Here is an 18639-nt window from a genome sequence, read left to right on the forward strand (position 1 = left end):
CACTCACCCGGCATGTCCCATCAGTGACGAAAGCTGCTTGGCCGCGGCGCGGATGGCTACGGCGATCTGGTCGCGTTTGTCTGCGCCGAGATCGAATGTGGCTTGTGGGCCAGAGACGCTGATGGCGCCGACGGGGGTGTTGGAGTGATCCAGCACCACCGCCGCGCAAGAGCCGATGCCTTCTTCGAAAAAGGCCACAGACCATGCGAGGCCTTCGCGGGCATCATGGTCAAGCTGGGTGCTCAGATCGTCCAGAGAGGTGGGGGTTTTGCTGGTCACCGCGCTCATGGGGTGGTCGGCAAAGAGGGCAAGCACCTCTTCGCGCGGCATATTGGCCAGAATGATCCGCCCCATCACCGCCGCATGGGCGGGAAGCCGCGAGCCTTCATGGACATTGCTGATGATCTGGACGTTAGGCGTCTCGCGCACCAGCACGATCACTTCGGTGCCCGAGAGCACGCCGAAATGCGCCGACAGGCCGATCTCGGTGGCGAGCCGCGACAGGATCGGACGGGCGAGGCGGACGACATTGCGCCCCGAGAGCATATTCGCCGCCAGTTCGAGCAAGCCGTAGGACAAGATATAGCCGCCGCCCTCGCGGTCGCTTTCGATCATCTGTTCGCGCTCCAGCGTGTGCAACAGGCGAATCAAGGTGGTGCGATTGATTCCAAGGGCGCTCGCGGCTTTGGAGGTGTTCCGACAACGGTTCCCCGCCGCAATGTAGCGCAGCAGGTTGATTGCACGCGTCACGGGGGGCACGTCATAGGCATTGGTCTTGGGGTCGGTTGTTTCGCTTGTGGGTGCGGCCATGCAAAACTCCAGAGGGCTAAGAGTTATTATTAGAACTATTTATTCAATAATGAACGATAATTGTCCCGTGTCCAAGCCGAAAACAACGCGACGTCATCGATGCCGGAAATGGGCTCTGACGATCACCTGATTTTGCCAAAAGCCTATGACAAGTTGAAGATTTCGCCCTGCTTTAGTTTTGGGCGATGATCAAAAAATTGTCGTTTGAGGGCGTGAAAAGGTTGACAGGTGAAAATCATCTCGCCCATTATGAACACAGTGTTCGATATAGAACAATTCGCAATGTCCGGCACATTTGCCCCAACAGCAGGTGAGGAAACTCAGATGGACGCATTCAAAGACCGCCTTTCTCAACGCGCACAGGATACGTCGCGCCCGGCGCTTGGACACCAATCATGCGGTCGCGCGCTGACCGACGTGGAAATGGCTTTTGCCGAGGCGATGATGGAGGTCTACGGCACAGGCGTGACCGAAGCTGCCGATCTCGCTGCCGGTCTGGCTGCCAAAGGCATCAAGGGGCCGGTCTCGGGCCGCTCCGACTGGACCGCCGATCTGCTCGAAGAAGAGTTGAAGGCGATCAATGCCGATTTTGATGCGGCCTATCAGGAGCACGGCTATGGCGCTTGAATTCCGCCATGTCATCAAGCGCTTTCCGTCCAAGACGGGCGACACGCTCACGGCGGTAAATGACGTCGACTTCCGTGTGGAGCAGGGCGAGTTCGTCTCCGTTGTCGGGCCTTCGGGCTGCGGGAAATCCACGATCCTGAGCATGACGGCGGGGCTGTATCAGCCGACCGAGGGCGAAGTGCTTGTGTCCGGCGAAAAGGTTGACGGACCGAATGCCCATGTGGGCTTTATGCTCCAGAAAGACCTTTTGCTGCCGTGGCGGGATATTATCTCCAACGTGGAATTCGGGCTCGAATCCCGCGGATTGAAACGGGACGAGCGCCGTGCGCGGGCGATGAAAGTGCTTCAAGCCTGTCACCTCGGTGGGTTCGAGCATCATTACCCCTATCAGCTCTCCGGCGGCATGCGTCAACGCGCGGCTCTGGCGCGCACGCTGGCCATCGACCCTGAGATCATCCTGCTGGATGAACCGTTCTCGGCGCTGGATGCCCAGACCAAGCTTCTGTTGCAAAACAGTTTTTCTAAGGTCATCGCCGAGCAGAAGAAAACCACGCTGCTCATCACCCATGATCTGTCGGAAGCCGTGTTGATGTCCGACCGTATTCTTGTGCTCTCGGAACGTCCGGGAACGGTGATCGCGGAGATCAATGTTGACCTGCCGCACCGCGACGAGCCGCTCAAACGCCGCGCTCTGCCGGAAGTGTCCGAATATGCGGCGCAGATTTTTGCCTACCTCAAGCTCGAAGAAAAAGCCTTCTGAACAAGGCGCCATTCCAACAACAGGGAAAACCATGAAACGTTTCATTCTTTCTGCGACAACCGCCACTGCGGTCCTGTTCGGAGCCGCTGCGGCCTATGCCAACGAAGCCGTGACCTACCTCTTTCCGGCCCCCGACTTCCTTCCGGCCTTCTCGCCGTTCCACATTGCAAAGGGGAAGGGTTATTTCGACGAGGCGGGTCTGGATGTGACCTTCCGCATCGGTAAGGGCGGAGCGGATGTTGCCACGCAGGTGGCTGTCGGAAACGCCGATCTGGGTGGCGGCATTGGTGACACGCCGATCATCGTGCGGGCCAATGGTCTTGAGATCAAAGGGGTGGCCCTGCTTGGTGGTCGCGGGTTGACCCAGCTTGCATGGCGCGCTGATCGTGGCATTTCGGGGCCCGAGGATTTCAAAGGCAAGACCTTCGGTGTGCTCGCCTATCAGGACACGACCTATTACAACCTCTTGGGCGTGCTCTCTTCTGTTGGCCTGAGCAAGGATGATGTCGATATTCAGGCTGTCGGTGCTGGCGGTGTGATCCAGCTTTCGATCTCCGGCGATCTCGACGGGATGTCCGGCGTGCCGGAATGGATTGCCGCCGTCGAAGGCGCGGGCGTTGAGATGCAGCAAGTGCCGGTCGATACCTATTTCCCGGCAATGGCTCAGGCGATTTTTGCCTCCGACGAAACGATTGAAGAGCGCCCCGAAGTGGTCTCCGGTTTTGTGAATGCGGTGATCCACGCCATTGAGGACATCAAGGCCGATCCTGCGCAGGCTGCGGCGGATTACGTATCCTTCGTTCCGCAACACGCCGGCAAGGAAGACGAGATCGAAGCCATCATGCGCGCCTATGCGGAAAAGGTCTACGCCGAAGCATCCGACCACCCGCTTGGCACATTCTCTGCCGACCAGATGGCCGAAGTGCAGGATTTCTACGTCGACGCAGGGATCGTGCGCGGCAGAACCCCTGTGGAAGACCTCTATACCAATGAGTTCATCGAATGACCGATACGACACAAGGAGCGGCGGCTCCACAGCTTCCTCTGAAATCCAAGAAAAAGGTTTCCGCTATGTCCACGTCCCGCACACATCTTTATGTTTCGGCAGGTATTCTGCTTGTCGTTCTGGTGCTGTGGGAGGTGCTGCCGACGGCGCTTGATATTCCGCGCTATATCATTCCGACCTTGAGCGACTGTCTGGCCGAGTTGGGGCGGATGTATACCTTTGACCGGCTTGTGTCCCATACGGCTTCGACTGCGCTTTATACCGTGATCGGCTTTGCGGTCGGGTCGGCCTTGGGCGCGGCCATCGGCTATCTGCTTGGCATGTCGCCGTTTTGGGAAAAGGTTGTCTCGCCCTATATTCTGGCGCTCCAGATCGCGCCGAAAGTCGCCTTTGCGCCGCTGTTCATCATGTGGTTCGGCTATAATGCGATGCCGAAGCTCCTTGTGACCGTGCTGATCGTGTTCTTCCCTGTGCTGGTGAACGTCTTGCAAGCCATGCGCACGGTGGATCGTGATCTGGTCAATCTGGCACGGGCCTATTCGCTGAGCCGCTGGCAGATTTTCGTGAAGATCGAAATGCCCTCGACCTTGCCGAACCTGATGGCGGGGCTGCGCATCGCCTCAACTCTGGCCGTGATCGGTGTCACCGTGGGCGAACTGGTTGGTGGTAATGTGGGGCTTGGCTATCTGATCTCCTATGGCGGCGGTCAGGCCAATGCGGCGATGGTGTTCAACGCCATCGGGCTGCTCACCCTGATCGGCACCGCGCTCTACATGGTGCTCGAACGGGTGGAAACGCGGGTGCTCCATTACCTGCCCAAGGCCCAGCACTGATCCGCATCTGAACATTTCGACCGCGCCGAGAGGCTGCGCGCGGTCCCTACCATACACTTCCTGTCGAAAGGAAAGACGATGACCGACAAGAAAGCTTTGATCGAAGAACGCGTAAATACCGGCCTGCGGGGTCAGTGGTATCCTGTCGCGAAATCTGTCGAGATACGCAAGGATCGCCCCTATGGCACCGAGCTGCTTGGGGAGAAGATCGTGCTGTGGCGCGACGAGAATGGCGCGCTGAAATGTATCGAGGACTTCTGCCCGCACCGTGGTGCGCCGCTGTCTTACGGTGAAATCCATGACGGCAATATCGGTTGTCGCTATCACGGTGTGATCGTCGATGGCGAAGGTGTGGTGCAGCGTGTGCCCGCCATGCCGGAATGTGCGTTGGAAGGCCGCAAGGCGCTCAACCATTTCCCCGTGACCGAAGCCTATGACGCCGTGTTCGTCTATGTGCCCTCCGTTGAACAGCCGGAGCCGCCGGAACTGACCCTGCCGAAAGAGTTCTCCTCTGACGAATGGGCCGGTTTCCTGTGCACATCGATCTGGGAATGTAACTACCGCTACGCGCTCGACAACCTCGCCGACCCGATGCACGGCTGTTACCTCCATGCGGACAGTTTTACTCTGGCGTTCGGGTCCAAACAGGATCTCATGGAGTTGAAGAAGACGGATGACGGTTTCCTCATCAGCCGCGTGGGGCAGGTCGGGGCGAATTTCGACTGGACGGAATTCGAAGTGCATCCGGGCAATATGTTTTGTTTCCTCGATATTCCCTATCCGCCCGCCGCAGGTCCCGGCGGCGTGTTCCGCATCATCGGGTTCGTGTCCCCGATGGGGCCGCGCAAGTGCAAGGTTTTCTTCTGGCGGATGCGTCAGGTCGAAGGGTTCGCGCGTGAAAGCTGGCGCTTCCTCTATCGGGCGAAGATGGAAAAGACCCATTGGGATGTGCTCGAACAGGACCGTGTCATGTTGGAGGGCATGCCCGACGACGCCCGCAAACGCGAGATGCTCTACCAGCACGACCTCGGCGTCAGCCGCTTGCGCCAGATTCTGACACGGGCTGCGAAAAAGCAGGTTGAAGCCGAACTCAAGGTTGCAGCGGAATGATCCTTGCAGATCGACATATCCTTGTGACCGGAGCTGCGCGCGGGCTGGGGGCGGAAATCGCCTCAAAGCTCGCCGCCGAAGGGGCGAAGCTCATTCTGGCCGATCTTTTGGTCGAGGAGGGAAAAGCCACCGCCCAAAGGCTTGGTGCGCAGTTTCTGCCGGTTGATCTGGCCGATCCCGCGTCGATTTCGGAACTGGCCGAAAAAGCCTCCGCCCTGTGTGAAGGCAAGCTCGACGGGCTGGTGAATTGTGGTGCGATTGCCACGGGTATCGGCGGGATCACCTATGACGAGATCGACATTGATGTCTGGGACAAGGTCATGCAGGTCAATGTGCGTGGCACATGGCTGATGATCCGTGCCTGCGCAGAAATGCTCAAGGCCTCGGGCTCGGGTCGTGTGGTCAATCTTGCCTCTGACACCGCCCTTTGGGGAGCGCCGCGCCTTATGGCTTACACCGCCTCGAAAGGGGCCGTCATGTCGATGACGCGCTCCTACGCCCGCGAACTCGGTCCTGACCGTGTCGGGGTCACGGCGGTTGCACCGGGTATCCTGACCACGCAAAGCACCGAATATGTGCCGGAAGCGCGGCATCAACTCTATCAGGAGAACAGTGCTGTGCCCGGTCCGCAAGGGCCGGAAGAAATCACCGATGTGATCGCGTTTCTGCTGACCAAAGGCGCATTGACGCTGACGGGGCAGGTGCTGCCGGTCAACAACGGTTTCGTGTTCAAGTGAGGCGCTGATGGGGTTCGAGGCACATATCTCTGAGGGCCTGTCCTATCTGGAACGTGCAGGTTCGGGGCCGGTTCTGGTCTGTCTGCACGGGATCGGATCGAATGGCGGCTCTTTTGCGCCGTTTGAGGACAAGCTGCCTGCCGACTGGCGCGTGATCGCATGGCATGCGCCGGGCTATCTCACGTCGCAGCCGCTGGCGCAGGACTGGCCCGAAGCGGCGGATTATGCGGCGGCGCTTGAGGGTTTTCTTGACCGGCTGGGTTTGGACAAGGTCATGCTTCTGGGCCATTCGCTTGGCTGTCTGACGGCGGCGTCTTTTGTTCGGCGTGCATCCGAACGGGTGCAGGGGATGGTTCTGGCCTGCTGTGCTTTGGGGCACGGGGTTGAGGCCGGAACGGAATTGTCGGACGCGTCCAAGGCACGGATCGCGGATCTGGAAGAGATGGGGCCGGATGCTTTTGCCGCCGCCCGTGCGCCGCGTCTGGTGTTTGCGCCTGAGGCCAATCCCGAGGTGGCGCGTTTCGTCACCGATGGCATGGCGCAGGTCTCCATGCCCGGCTACGGGCAGGCAGCACGGATGCTGGCCTCTGGCCGGTTGCTCGAAGATCTGGCGCACTGCGCGGTGCCGGCCTCGGTGATTTACGGGGCCGAAGATGTGATCACGCCGCCTTTGAGCAGTCACAAGGCCCATGCCGCCATCCCCGACGCTTATCGCCGCGAGATGGTCGCCATTCAAGGCGCAGGTCATGCCGCCTATCAACAATGCCCGAATGAATTCGCAGCTGCCGTTGTGCGCTGCCTGACACCTGAAGGAGGGTCATCATGACCGAGATGGTTCGTGTGGGAGCGCTGCGTGGCATTGTCATGCGCGGTCCGGGATTGCCCGAGACACTCCCGTTTTACGAAGATATGTGGGGTCTCTCTCTGGCCCATAAAGAAGAAGGCGTCGCCTATCTGCGCGGCACCGGTCCCGAACCCTGTCTCTACGGGCTCAAAGAGGGGGAGGTGTTCGGCATCGAATATATCCATTTCGCTATGGATAGTCGCGCCGATATGGATGCGCTCTATGCACAGGTCAGCGGCATGGGCGAGACCGTGCTGGGTGCACCGGCGGAGTTTGACGACTGGATTGGCGGCTACGGGTTCGAGATGCTTGACCCCGACATGCGCCGCCTGCGCTTCCGCTGCGAGGCGCGTGAGCTGGACGACCGCGAGGAATGGGCCATGCCGCGCAAGGTGAGCCATGTGGTGCTCAACACGCCCGACCTTGAGGGGCGCGAAGCGTGGTGGGAACGGGTTCTGGGGTTCCGCGCCTCCGACTATTCCGCCGACCAGATGGTGTTCCTGCGCTGCAATTCGAACCATCACTCGATTGCTCTGGTGCGGGCGCATTACCCGTCCGTGAACCACGTCGCCTTCGAAGTGCCCACAATCAACGAATTCATGCGCGCAATTGGTCGCATGAAACAGAAAGGCCATGTGCCGAGCTGGGGACCAGGGCGGCACGGGCCGGGGGACAATCCCTTTGCCTATTTCGTGTCCCCCTCGGGGTTCGTGATCGAATTTACCACGGAATTGCAACAGATCGACGAGACCACCCACGAGGCACAGGTCTGGCCGCGTGATGTGCCCGAAAAAATGGACCAATGGATGACCGCAGGTCCGCCCACCCCCGCGCAACGTGCGGTGATGCAGGGGCGACCGGATGCAGGATGGCCGGAACTGGCCCAACAGGCGACTGTCGGAAAGGCTTCTCAATGAATACCTATGATTACAAAGGCTGCGTGGCTGTCGTGACCGGCGGCTCCTCGGGGATCGGGCTTGAAACCGTCAAGCTGCTTCTGGCCAGCGGAGCCAAGGTGGCGTTTTGTGCGCGCAACGAAAACCGTTTGAGCGATGTCAGCGCGGTTCTCAAACGCGATTTTGGCGAGGAAAATGTCTATACCCAAGCCTTCTCCGTGCTTGAACCGGAGGCGGTCAATGCCTTTGCCGCCGAGGTGCAGGCCCGTTTCGGGGGCTGTGACCTGCTGGTGAACAATGCAGGGCAGGGGCGTTTGTCCTCTTTTGCGGACACCTCTGATGAGGACTGGCGCGCGGAATACGAGCTGAAAATCTTCAGCCAAGTCTATCCGACCCGCGCTTTCATGCCGATGCTCAAAGAGGCCAAAGGTGCGATTGTCGCGGTGAACTCGCTGCTGGCCTATCAGCCCGAGCCACATATGGTCTGCACCTCTTCGGCGCGTGCAGGGGTTCAGAACCTGCTCAAAAGCCTCTCGGTCGAACTGGCCCCCGATGTGCGGGTGAATTCGATCCTGCTGGGCCTTGTCGGCTCCGGTCAGTGGACACGGCGTTTTGCCGAACGCGAAGACAAATCCGTGTCCCGCGAAGAATGGTACGGAGCGCTCGCCAAACGCAAGGGCATCCCGCTCGGGCGTCTGGGTGATCCGCAAGAGGCCGCCCATGCCATCGCGTTCCTCGGCTCTCGGGCCGCAAGCTATATCACAGGCGCACAGCTGGAAGTTTCCGGCGGGCTGTCGCGTTACATCTAAGGACTTGAGTATGAAAATGGACAGCACGCTTCAAACCGAAACTGTGGGGGATTTCATCGCCCGCTACCTTGCCGACATCGGCGTTTCGACGATTTTCGGGGTCATTTCGATCCATAACATGCCAATTCTGGACGCCGTGGCGCGTCAGGGCCGCATCCGTTTTGTGCCCGCACGCGGTGAGGCCGGTGCGATGAATATGGCCGATGCCTTTGCGCGGGTGTCCGGTGAGTTGGGCGTCTGTCTGACCTCGACCGGCACGGCGGCAGGCAATGCGGCAGGGGCACAGGCCGAAGCCTTGACTGCGGGCACACCGCTTTTGCACATTACCACGCAGGTGGACCGCGAATTTGCCGACCGCGACCGTGCGGCGATCCACGATGTGCCGCGCCAGCCGGAAATGCTGCGCGGTCTGTCCAAGGCGGTCTTCCGCATGTGGGACGGCCAAAGCGCGATCGGTGCGCTGACAGCGGCCTGTTCGGCTGCCATGTCTGCGCCCTCCGGTCCGGTCAGCCTTGAAATTCCGGTGGATGTGCAACGCGGGCCGGTCGAAGGCTCTGCACGGGCCTATCCGCCGCTGGTCCAACGTCCGCAGGCCCGCGACGAGGCGCTTGAGGAACTGGCCGAACGGGTGAAATCCGCCCGCCGTCCGATGCTCTGGCTCGGGGGCGGTGCGATTGCCGCCTGTGAACCGGCGCGCGAACTGGTCCGTCGCGGCTTTGGGGCGGTGTCCTCGACCAATGGCCGTGCCGTGGTGCCGGAGGACAATCCCGCCAACCTTGGGGCCTACAACATGACGCCTGCGGCGGTTGAGCTTTACGAAAGCTGTGACCTGATGATTGTGGTCGGCTCGCGTCTGCGTGGCAACGAGACCCGCAACAACAAAATGCCGCTGCCGCGCCCGTTGGTGCAGATTGATGCCGATGCGTCCCAAGGCGGACGCAACTATTCGGTGGAGCAGTTCATTCACGGCGATGCCTGCGACACGCTGGAGCGGCTACTGGCGCTTCTGCCGGAGAAACTGGACACGGACGAAGGGCTGCGTTTTGACATCGCCAAGGCGCGGGCGCAGAGCGAAGGCGTGTTGCGCGACCAGCTTGGGCCGTATCGCCAACTGGCGGACTTTCTGGCCGAACGGGTTCCGGCTGGCGGGCATCCTTGGGTGCGTGATGTGACGATTTCCAACTCGACCTTCGGCAACCGCCATGTGCGCATCGCCGATCCGCGTCACGGGGTGCACGCTCTGGGCGGTGGCATCGGCCAAGGTGTTGCCATGGGGATCGGTGCCGCGCTGGCCTGTCAAACCGCCAAAACGGTGACGCTTCTGGGCGACGGGGGCACGATGCTCGGCATTGCGGAGATGATCACCGCAGTCGAAGAAAACGCGCCGCTTGTCTATATCCTGATGAACGATCAGGCCTATGGTGTGATCAAGAACATTCAGGACGCCCAATATGACTCGCGACACCACTACAGCGCGCTTCACACCCCGAATTTCGAGGCCTTCTGCGGCTCCATCGGCATGCCGCACAGCAAGGTAAGCGCCATTGGTGATTTTGAAGCCGTGTTCGAAGCGGCGATGGCCAAGGACGGCCCGCATGTGGTCGAGGTGGATATGTGCGCCATCGGGCCCTTTGCGCAAAGCTTCGCAGGCCCGCCCGCCGGTGCCGCAGGGAAGACGGAGTAAGCCATGCATCTGGGAGTGATCGGTTTCGGGAGCATTGGCCGCGAATTGTTCGGCTTGCTCGGAGATCTGGACATTGCACGGATCACGGTGCTGGTCCGCGCGGGACGTGCCGCGACAAGCACAGAGGCGCTTCAACAGATCGCGCCGGACTTGGTTGCACGCACCACGTTTGTGGAACAGGACGCGGATTTCTTCGCAGCCGCCCCGGATTTCGTGGTGGAAGTGGCCGGTCACAATGCCGTTGAGGCTTATGCCGCGAAGGTGTTGAAAACGGGCACGGATCTGGTGGTGGTGTCCATCGGCGCGCTTTCCGACCAGAGCCTGCATGACGCGCTTCTTGCTGCTGCCAAAGCGGGGCAGGCCCGTCTGATCCTGCCTTCGGGTGCGGTCGGGGGGCTGGACATTCTGGCCGGACTTGCCCCCGCAGGCGACATGACCCTGCGCTATTTCGGGACCAAACCGCCGAAAGCATGGGCGGGCACGCCCGTGGCGGAGACGGTTGATCTGGATGCTCTGGATCACGCCTTGGAGTTTTTCCACGGCACAGCGCGGGAAGCGGCGCTGGCCTATCCGAAAAATGCCAATGTGGCGGCAGCACTGGCGTTGGCGGGCGGCGGTTTCGAGACCACGCAGGTGACGCTGGTTGCCGATCCTGAAGCCACCGGAAACGCCCACCGCTACGAATTGACATCCCCGCTGGCCAGCGTGTCGATCGAGATCGCCAACAAGGCCAGTGGTGGCAATGTGAAAACCTCGCTGGCAACCGTCTATTCGGTGCTGCGCGAAATCCGTAACCGGCTTGGGCCGATCGCCATTTGAAGAACGCATATGTGCGCGGGTCCGGTTGGGATACGGGTAATGTGAGGAGAGCGAGATGAAAGACGAGATCAAAATCGACCTGCCCGATGGCAAACTGTTTGTTGGCGGGCAATGGGAAGAGGGCACGGGGGCGGAGATCACCTCGATCTTCCCCGCAGACGGCTCTGTCAACTGCGTGCTCAAGGGTGCCTCGCGCGCCGATGGCGAGCGGGCCATTGCGCGGGCAAAGGTGGCACAGGCCGATCCGGCGTGGCGCAATCTCAAACCCCATGAACGGGCGCGCTATCTCTATCGCATCGCCGACGGGATCGAGGAGAATATTGAACGGATCGCGCGGATCCAGACACGGGACACGGGCAAGACCCTGACCGAGACCCGCGCACTGGCCGCCTCTGCAGCGGGGACATTCCGCTATTTCGGCGCGGTGCTTGAGACCTCGGACGAGGCGCTGACCACGCAACGCGGCACGGCGCTGACCATGTCGGTGTGGGAGCCCATCGGGCTTGTGGCGGCGATCACGCCTTGGAACTCGCCGATCGCCTCGGACGCACAAAAGGTCGCGCCAGCTCTTGCAGCGGGCAATGCGGTGCTTTTGAAACCGGCAAGCTGGTCGCCTCTGGTCTCGCTGGAACTGGCGCGGATTGTCGAGGCCTCCGGCCTGCCCGAAGGCTTGTTCTCTGTCCTGCCGGGGGCAGGGCGCGAGATTGGCAACCTTCTGGTCGAACACCCCGATATCGGGCGCGTTTCTTTCACAGGCGGCACCTCCACAGGGCGGCGGCTGGCGGCTCAGGCGGCGGAAAAGCTCATGCCGGTCTCGCTCGAACTGGGCGGCAAATCCCCGACCATCGTATTTGAGGATGCGGATCAGGATCTGGCGCTCTCCGGTATCCTCTTTGGCATTTTCTCGTCGACGGGGCAAAGCTGTATCGCGGGCGCGCGGCTGTTCGTGCAGCGCTCGATCTATGACGGTTTCGTGGCGCGTCTAGTGGCGGCCACCAAGCGGCTGAATGTCGGCCATCCCCATGATCCTGCGACGCAGGTGTCCTGTCTCGTGCATCCCGATCATCGTGCCTCGGTCGAAGGATATGTCGAAGAGGCCGTCGCCGCAGGGGCACGCGTGCTTGCCGGTGGCAAACGCCCTGATGATCCGGAACTGGCCTCGGGGGCTTATTACTTGCCGACAATTCTGGCGGATGTGTCCAATACCGATAAAATCTGTCGCGAAGAGGTCTTCGGACCTGTGCTTGTGGTCATGCCTTTTGACGACGAGGACGAGGTCATCGCCAAGTCCAATGACAATGACTACGCCTTGGCCTGTGGCATCTGGAGCCGCGATTTCCCGCGCAGCCTGCGCATCGGGCGGGCGATCACAACGGGCACGGTCTGGATCAACACCTACAAACAATTCTCGGTCTCGACCCCGTTCGGCGGCGAGAAAGACAGCGGCATGGCCCGCGAAAAGGGCCGCGATGGTCTGCGGGCCTATATGGTGCAAAAAGCGGTCTATGTCGATTTGACAGGAGAGCCGCATCCTTGGGCCGCAGCAACGGTTGCGGAGGTCTGACATGCGCAAAGTGGCGATCATCGGAGCGGGACCTTCGGGCTGTTTCACCGCGCAGGGCCTGCTCAAGGCGCGACCAGACTGGCAGGTGGATGTCTATGACAGCCTGCCGGTGCCCTATGGTCTGGTGCGCTACGGTGTGGCGGCCGACCATCAGGGGACAAAGGGTATCGCGCGACAGTTCGAACGGGTGTTCGAGCGGCAAGGGGCGCGGTTCTTTGGCAATGTGACGCTGGGCCGTGACGTGACGCTGGAGCAGATGCGCGCGGCCTATGACGCGGTTGTGCTGGCCACGGGACTTGCGGGGGACCGCGTTCCCGAGCTTGTGGAGGGTGGTGACCCGCCGGAAGGGATGATCGGCGCAGGCTCTTTGACGCGCGCGCTTTACGACCATCCCGATGCGGGGGATTTGCCCGATATCGGCGGGCATGTGGTCATCCTTGGCAATGGCAATGTCTCCGTGGACCTGCTGCGTCTGCTGGCGAAAAGCGAAAGCGAGTTGGAAGGCTCCGACCTTTCGCCGCGTGCGACAGAGTGGTTGATGTCGCGCCGGATCGACAGTCTCACGATTGTCGGGCGCTCTGCGGCTGAACTGGCAAAGTTTGATCCGGTGATGATCCGCGAACTGGCCAAGCTTCAGGCGGTGACGATCCGTGTGGCGGATTTGCCGGAGGGAGAGATGCCGGATGCGGGCAAGGAGAAGCTGCTTTCTGCCTTGCGCGAAATTGACGGTCTGTCGACAGGGCGTCTGCCGATCACCTTTCGCTTCAACATGCCGTTGCAAAGCATTCAAATAAAAGACGGAAAAGTGACAGGTCTTGCGGCTGGCCCAGACGGTTCCGAGGGCGAATATCTCCCCTGTGATGCGCTGGTGACGGCCATCGGGTTTTGCTGCGATGGTCGCCTCGGGAGGGATGCGGTGATGTCCGGGGCCGAAGATGCCGAGACGGGCCGGATCGCGGAGGGGCTTTACGCTGCGGGCTGGTTCCGGCGTGGTCCGCGTGGCACTATTCCTGAAAACCGCGCCGACAGTCTGGCGCTTGCGGCCAGGATCGTGGACGATCTGGAAACCGCGCCCGAGACGTCGCGCGCAGGGCATGAGGGGCTTGGCCTGACCTGCGAAACCGTGGATCATGCGGGCTGGCAGCGGCTTGACGCGATCGAAAAAGCACAGGCGATGGCCGGACGGTGCAGAACAAAAATCCCGACGCGGCCGGACATGCTGCGTCTGGCGCAGAAGATTGAGGAGTTGAAGTGATGGACATTACTATTCTGTATGGCACCGAAACGGGCAATGCCGAGATGCTGGCCGAGGACGTCCAGTCCGCGCTCGAAGATGCGGGGCATGAGGTTGTGGTTGAGAACCTTTCCGATGTTGCGCCTGCCGATCTGGACGTGTCGCGCCTGCATCTTGTGATTTGTTCAACCTATGGAGATGGCGAATTGCCCGCTTCTGCGCAGCCTTTCGGCGAGGCGATGAAAGACGCGCCGGACCTGAGCGGTTTGCGCTTTGGCATTTTCGGACTGGGCGACAGCGAATATGAAACCTTCAACATGGGCTCGCAACAGATCGAAGAGATGCTCGTGGCTGCAGGGGCCGTGCGGATCGGCGAGCGCGTGACCCACGATGCCTCCGGCGATGATATGGCCGAAGATGTCGCCTTGCCGTGGGCGGAGGCTGTGGTCGAAGCTGTGGGAGCGGACGCATGACACCGGAAGACATCCTGAGCCGCATCACCATCCCGTATGAATTCGGCGCTTGCGTCGATCTGCGCGGGATCACCTGTGAGGGGCGTCTTGTGCTGGACGGCGCGCGGATCACGGGGGTGGACTTCACCGGCGCGCATTTCCCCGAGGGGATCAGCGCGGTCGGCACCGAGTTTCTCGGTCTGAGCTGGTTTCACGAGATCACGGCGCGGGACGTGGATTTTTCGGGTGCGCTGTTTCACAACGATGCCCGTTTTGACAGGGCGCAGATCGCGGGAGATGCCGATTTCACCAAGGCCGAATTCCGCGGTGTGAGCCAGTTCGACAGTGCGCGTATCGGCGGCACATTGGGCCTCTCCGCGGTGCAGGGCTTTGGCAATTGCTCCTTGGAAAACGCAGAGATCTCTGGCCAGACACAGCTTGCCCGCTCCGAGTGGTTCGGTGGGCTTTGGCTTGATCACACGCGGTTTTCCTCCATCGAGACGGGCGACATGCTGGTGCATGGCCGTCTTTGGCTCAAACAGGCGCAACTCGGTAACCGGCCTGTTCCGACGGACAGTTTCGAGATCAGCTTTGGCTATAGTTACGTCTGACGCGTTTCTTAATTAAATCGCTTTATCAGAGGCTTGCGGAAGGTCTTTAACCCGCTTCATAAAGGTGCGGTCGATGTGGTCTTTCCAGCGCCAGATCAACGGGCCCGAGACGCGCAGGCCGGATTTGTCGGCCAGAGCGGATTTGCGGCCCAAGGAAACGAGTTTGAGATAATCTTTTTGCGGATGATACGGGCGCAGTCTGGCCTCGCTCCCGTCGCGCAACGCGGCCTGTAGATTGTCGAACAGCACGGGCGCTTCCCGGACCGCAAACACACCGGCCTTCGGGCGCGGGGCGTGGGTGAGATGGGCGCAGTCGCCACTGGCAAAAACGCGCGGGTCCGAAGATTGCAACGTCGGGCCGACCTTGATGAACCCGTCCTGTAGCGCCAGCCCCGTCTGGGTGAGCCAGCCATAGGGCCGCGCACCTGCCGCGCCCAAGGTGAACTGCGCTGGAAGTGTGCTGCCATCGGCGAAAACCATCTCATCAGCACGGACCTCCGCAACGCGAGACTGCGGGCGCAGTTGGACGCCAGCTTTCGCCAGTGTTTTCAAGACAGCGCGCCGCGTCGCTGGTCGCATCTCGCTCAGAATGTCCGAGTGATCAATCAGGGAAACCTGCGTGTTTCTGACAGACCGGAGCGCATAGGCCATCGCCAAGGCAAGCTCCGCGCCTGCAACGCCGCCGCCGATGATGGCAACCTCCGGTGCGATCTCTCCGGCGTGGGCCTTGCGTCTGAAGGCGTCCCAGCGGGTTGCAAAGGCTTCCAGCGGTTTGGCGGGGATGCCATGGTCGGCAAAACCCGCAAGGTCCGGCATGGCGGAGGTGATGCCGATGTCGACAGAGGCGATGTCATAGGGGATCGGCGGCTGGCCTTCGATATGCACGAGACGGTTTTCGCGGTCAATGGCCGTGGCGCGGCCCATCACCGCGCACCCGCCTGCGAATTCGGCCAGCCGGAGAATATCAAGCTCCAGCGCCTCGCGCGGGTAATGTCCGGCGACAAATCCGGGCAACATCCCCGAATAGGCCGCCACTGCACCGGGGTTGATCACCGTCACCCGCACATCTGGCAGCGGCGACAGCCCCCAGTGTTTGAGGATCAGGGCATGGCTGTGTCCGCCGCCGATCAGGACGAGGTTTCGTGGCGCGGGGAGAGCGTTCATCGGTGGGTCCAATCTGTCGCGGGTCTGTGCGGGCCTGTATGTGGCGTAAAACTGACGTTAGGTGATCTGCTTGGCAAGGGTGCTGGACGTGGCGCAGCGGGCGTGTCAACATCGCGCCATGACATACGATGCTTCTCCGTTTGAGTCGATGCGTGCCAAGGCGCGTGAAATCTTCCTCGAAGGTGTCGAGGCTGCCGATCCGGCCCATGCGGTCGAGGCGGCTTTGAAAGGCCGAAGCTTCAAGGATCCGCTGATCATTGCCGTGGGCAAGGCCGCGCGAACGATGGCGGAAGCCGCGATGAAACATGTGTCGGCAGACACGGTGATCGTGGTCACGAATTACGAAAATGCCAAGCCGCTGGACGGTGCGGAAATCCGCGCCGCAGGCCATCCGGTGCCCGATGCCGAAGGGGCACGGGCCGCGCTTCGGGTGGAGGAGGCACTCTCCTACGCCAAGGGCGATGTGATCGCGCTGATTTCCGGCGGCGGTTCGGCGCTTTTGCCCGCGCCTGTGATGGGGGTCTCCTTGGAGGATAAGGCCGAGGTCAACCGGCTTTTGCTGGCCTCCGGGGCCGATATTGTCACCATGAATCTCGTGCGCCAGCAATTGTCGCGGCTCAAGGGCGGCGGGCTGTTGCGTGCGGCGGCCCCTGCGAAGGTGACTGCGCTTTTGCTCTCTGATGTGGTGTCGGACGACCTGCGCGCCATCGCGTCCGGCCCGACCGTTTCTCCCATCGGCACACGCGAAGACGCCGCGCAAGTGTTGCGGGATCTGGGGCTTTGGGAGAAAATTCCGGCTTCCGTCACCGCCTATCTCAGCCGTCCGCAGCCTGATCTCGGCGCCTTGCCCGACAGCGAGGTGGCATTGATCGGCTCGAACCGGATTTCTGTTGCTGCGATGGCGCGTGCGGCGGGTGAGGGGGAGAATGTTCATGTGACCCCGACGCCGCTCGAAGGCGACGTCTCCGAGGCCGCGCGTGTTGTCGTTGATACGGCTGTTGAAACGGGTGCGCCAAGCGTAATCCTCTTTGGTGGCGAGACTACGGTGAAGCTTGCAGGCGACGGTTTGGGCGGTCGCAATCAGGAACTGGCGCTGCGTGTGGCGGTGCTGGCCGAAGAGGCGGGGCTGACTGACTATGTATTCCTGTCCGGCGGCACGGACGGGCGCGACGGGCCGACCGATGCGGCGGGCGGTCTGGTTGATCCCGGCACTCTGGATCGGATGCGGGCCGCAGGGCTTGACCCTCAGGAGGTTCTCACGCGCAACGACAGCTATCACGGGCTTCAGGCGGCGGGTGACTTGCTGCAAATCGGTGCGACGGGCACCAATGTTGCCGATCTTCAGGTGCTGATCCGCAAATAAGCCCCGCAAGCCTCAGCGGGCGGCATCAATTCCGCACTCAACTGCCGCAGCCCAAGCCGTGAAATTTCTCAGCTTCCAGTATTGACGGGCATATTCCCTCGCTCCGGCACGCGGGCGTGAAAAGGGTTCAGTCGTCTTGTGCCTGTTTTGCGCCGTCGACCGAACAGTACATGTCGTGGATCAACTCAAGGATACGTTTCGGGCGGTCATCCGTGAGGGAATAGTAGATCGCCTTGCCTTCACGTCGTGGGGTCACCAGACCTTCAAGGCGCAGTCGGGCAAGCTGTTGGCTCACCGCCGCCTGTCGTGCCGACAGCAGTTCTTCCAGCTCCGTGACGGATTTTTCACCGGTCACAAGATGGCACAGGATCATCAGACGACCCTCATGCGAGAGGGCTTTCAAAAGCTGCGAGGCTTCGCAGGCATTTGACATCATCACGTCCAGTTCCGTCTCGGACATGGTGCCGGAGGTGATGGGGGCAGGCGAAGTCACTTTGTCCACCTTGTGTGTCCTCGAAGAGTTGCTCTGGTTCAAAACGCGATGTCATCCATGGTGGCGTCAATGCCTGCTCGGGCACAGTCTGCATCAAGGTCGGAGCCGTGGCACCGAAACACCGATCTTGGCCACTATAGCTTTTGCGACGTCAACCACAAGGCCGCCTCCAAGAGCAAGAGGCGGGTTGGGGGTGTTGAAGAGCAGAATTATCGGGTTATTTGAATTTGTTTCTTGCCCTGCGCCATAGTGATGCGCGACGCTATGCGTGTGGTGCAATTCTGGTATAGTGAAAACAAAAGGCGTAGAAGATCAGGGATGTGGTTCCTGTTCGGGGACGCTGATGTGCTGATACTGCGGAGTTGATACGGTGGAACGGAGGAGCAGAACATGAAACTGACACGACGCGACGCTCTGACGTTGGGGCTTGGTGCGACCGCTGCGGCGCTTTTGCCGATGAGCGCAACTGCCGCTGCCGAAGACGCCATCGCGGTTTTCACCGGTGGAGTGGAGGCAGGCGCCGGGGATATAACTCTGACCGCTCCCGAGACCATCGAGAATGGCAACAGGGTGCCGATTTCGGTCGAAGCTCCCGGTGCGGTGGCCATTGCGGTCTTTGCCTCGGGCAATCCGACGCCGGAGGTGGCGACCTTTAACTTTGGTCCAATGGCCGGTCGCAGCTTTGCCTCCACCCGTATTCGCCTTGCCGCGACGCAAGATGTGGTTGCGGTTGCGAAGCTGGCTGACGGTGCGTTTGTGAGAACCTCTGTGACGGTCAAAGTGACCCGCGGCGGCTGAACGGCTTAATTTCAGGAGGCATCCC

Annotated in this window: 20 protein-coding genes; 17 read left to right on the forward strand and 3 right to left on the reverse strand. The window is 61.0% G+C overall.

Going from position 1 to position 18639, the window contains the following annotated elements:
- Nucleotides 1-3: 3 nt before the first annotated feature.
- Complete coding sequence (locus KO492_RS02030; protein ID WP_216043440.1) at nucleotides 4-810, reverse strand: IclR family transcriptional regulator; 807 nt, start codon at nucleotides 808-810, stop codon at nucleotides 4-6.
- A 324-nt stretch (nucleotides 811-1134) separates the two neighbouring features.
- On the opposite strand from KO492_RS02030, the gene KO492_RS02035 reads away from it, so the two are divergent.
- The 15 genes from KO492_RS02035 (at nucleotide 1135) to KO492_RS02105 (ending at nucleotide 14796) form a co-directional block, all read left to right on the forward strand.
- Nucleotides 1135-1437, forward strand: a complete 303-nt coding sequence (locus KO492_RS02035; protein WP_216043441.1) for a recombinase-like helix-turn-helix domain-containing protein — start codon at nucleotides 1135-1137, stop codon at nucleotides 1435-1437.
- Entirely contained in the window at nucleotides 1427-2197 is a 771-nt protein-coding gene (locus tag KO492_RS02040; RefSeq protein ID WP_216043442.1) for an ABC transporter ATP-binding protein, read from the forward strand. The genes KO492_RS02035 and KO492_RS02040 overlap by 11 nt, the downstream gene beginning before the upstream one ends.
- Nucleotides 2198-2228: 31 nt before the next feature.
- Nucleotides 2229-3203, forward strand: a complete 975-nt coding sequence (locus tag KO492_RS02045; protein ID WP_216043443.1) for an ABC transporter substrate-binding protein — start codon at nucleotides 2229-2231, stop codon at nucleotides 3201-3203.
- Nucleotides 3200-4036, forward strand: coding sequence for an ABC transporter permease (locus tag KO492_RS02050; RefSeq protein ID WP_082715416.1), 837 nt, complete (start codon nucleotides 3200-3202; stop codon nucleotides 4034-4036). The genes KO492_RS02045 and KO492_RS02050 overlap by 4 nt, the downstream gene beginning before the upstream one ends.
- Nucleotides 4037-4114: 78 nt before the next feature.
- A complete protein-coding gene (locus KO492_RS02055) occupies nucleotides 4115-5146 on the forward strand; it encodes an aromatic ring-hydroxylating oxygenase subunit alpha (RefSeq protein WP_216043444.1) in 1032 nt (343 codons plus the stop codon).
- Nucleotides 5143-5883: an SDR family oxidoreductase gene (locus tag KO492_RS02060; protein ID WP_216043445.1), complete on the forward strand. Its 741-nt coding sequence runs from the start codon at nucleotides 5143-5145 to the stop codon at nucleotides 5881-5883. The genes KO492_RS02055 and KO492_RS02060 overlap by 4 nt, the downstream gene beginning before the upstream one ends.
- Before the next feature lie 7 nt (nucleotides 5884-5890).
- Complete coding sequence (locus KO492_RS02065; RefSeq protein ID WP_216043446.1) at nucleotides 5891-6709, forward strand: alpha/beta fold hydrolase; 819 nt, start codon at nucleotides 5891-5893, stop codon at nucleotides 6707-6709.
- Complete coding sequence (locus KO492_RS02070) at nucleotides 6706-7644, forward strand: VOC family protein (RefSeq protein ID WP_216043447.1); 939 nt, start codon at nucleotides 6706-6708, stop codon at nucleotides 7642-7644. Before KO492_RS02065 ends, KO492_RS02070 begins: the two co-directional genes overlap by 4 nt.
- On the forward strand, nucleotides 7641-8432 hold the full coding sequence (locus KO492_RS02075; RefSeq protein ID WP_216043448.1) for an SDR family oxidoreductase: 792 nt from the start codon (nucleotides 7641-7643) through the stop codon (nucleotides 8430-8432). The genes KO492_RS02070 and KO492_RS02075 overlap by 4 nt, the downstream gene beginning before the upstream one ends.
- A 10-nt stretch (nucleotides 8433-8442) precedes the next feature.
- Complete coding sequence (locus tag KO492_RS02080; RefSeq protein WP_216043449.1) at nucleotides 8443-10116, forward strand: thiamine pyrophosphate-binding protein; 1674 nt, start codon at nucleotides 8443-8445, stop codon at nucleotides 10114-10116.
- Between the two features lie 3 nt (nucleotides 10117-10119).
- Nucleotides 10120-10935, forward strand: coding sequence for an aspartate dehydrogenase (locus tag KO492_RS02085; protein WP_216043450.1), 816 nt, complete (start codon nucleotides 10120-10122; stop codon nucleotides 10933-10935).
- 55 nt (nucleotides 10936-10990) lie between these two features.
- On the forward strand, nucleotides 10991-12499 hold the full coding sequence (locus tag KO492_RS02090; protein ID WP_252735181.1) for an aldehyde dehydrogenase: 1509 nt from the start codon (nucleotides 10991-10993) through the stop codon (nucleotides 12497-12499).
- Between the two features lies 1 nt (nucleotide 12500).
- Entirely contained in the window at nucleotides 12501-13754 is a 1254-nt protein-coding gene (locus KO492_RS02095) for an FAD-dependent oxidoreductase (RefSeq protein ID WP_216043451.1), read from the forward strand.
- On the forward strand, nucleotides 13754-14206 hold the full coding sequence (locus KO492_RS02100) for a flavodoxin domain-containing protein (RefSeq protein ID WP_216043452.1): 453 nt from the start codon (nucleotides 13754-13756) through the stop codon (nucleotides 14204-14206). Before KO492_RS02095 ends, KO492_RS02100 begins: the two co-directional genes overlap by 1 nt.
- Nucleotides 14203-14796: a pentapeptide repeat-containing protein gene (locus tag KO492_RS02105; protein WP_216043453.1), complete on the forward strand. Its 594-nt coding sequence runs from the start codon at nucleotides 14203-14205 to the stop codon at nucleotides 14794-14796. The genes KO492_RS02100 and KO492_RS02105 overlap by 4 nt, the downstream gene beginning before the upstream one ends.
- A gap of 12 nt (nucleotides 14797-14808) precedes the next feature.
- On the opposite strand, the gene KO492_RS02110 is transcribed toward KO492_RS02105, so the two are convergent.
- A complete protein-coding gene (locus KO492_RS02110) occupies nucleotides 14809-15960 on the reverse strand; it encodes an FAD-dependent oxidoreductase (protein ID WP_216043454.1) in 1152 nt (383 codons plus the stop codon).
- Nucleotides 15961-16078: 118 nt separating this feature from the next.
- On the opposite strand from KO492_RS02110, the gene KO492_RS02115 reads away from it, so the two are divergent.
- Entirely contained in the window at nucleotides 16079-17323 is a 1245-nt protein-coding gene (locus tag KO492_RS02115; RefSeq protein ID WP_216043455.1) for a glycerate kinase type-2 family protein, read from the forward strand.
- Nucleotides 17324-17450: 127 nt separating this feature from the next.
- On the opposite strand, the gene KO492_RS02120 is transcribed toward KO492_RS02115, so the two are convergent.
- A complete protein-coding gene (locus KO492_RS02120) occupies nucleotides 17451-17783 on the reverse strand; it encodes an ArsR/SmtB family transcription factor (RefSeq protein WP_216043702.1) in 333 nt (110 codons plus the stop codon).
- A 423-nt stretch (nucleotides 17784-18206) separates the two neighbouring features.
- Here KO492_RS02120 and KO492_RS02125 point away from each other — a divergent pair, with 423 nt between their 5' ends.
- Complete coding sequence (locus KO492_RS02125) at nucleotides 18207-18614, forward strand: thiosulfate oxidation carrier protein SoxY (protein WP_216043456.1); 408 nt, start codon at nucleotides 18207-18209, stop codon at nucleotides 18612-18614.
- Nucleotides 18615-18639: the final 25 nt, after the last annotated feature.

This window comes from Celeribacter halophilus, from assembly GCF_018860305.1.
Classification (GTDB): Bacteria; Pseudomonadota; Alphaproteobacteria; order Rhodobacterales; family Rhodobacteraceae; genus Celeribacter; species Celeribacter halophilus_A.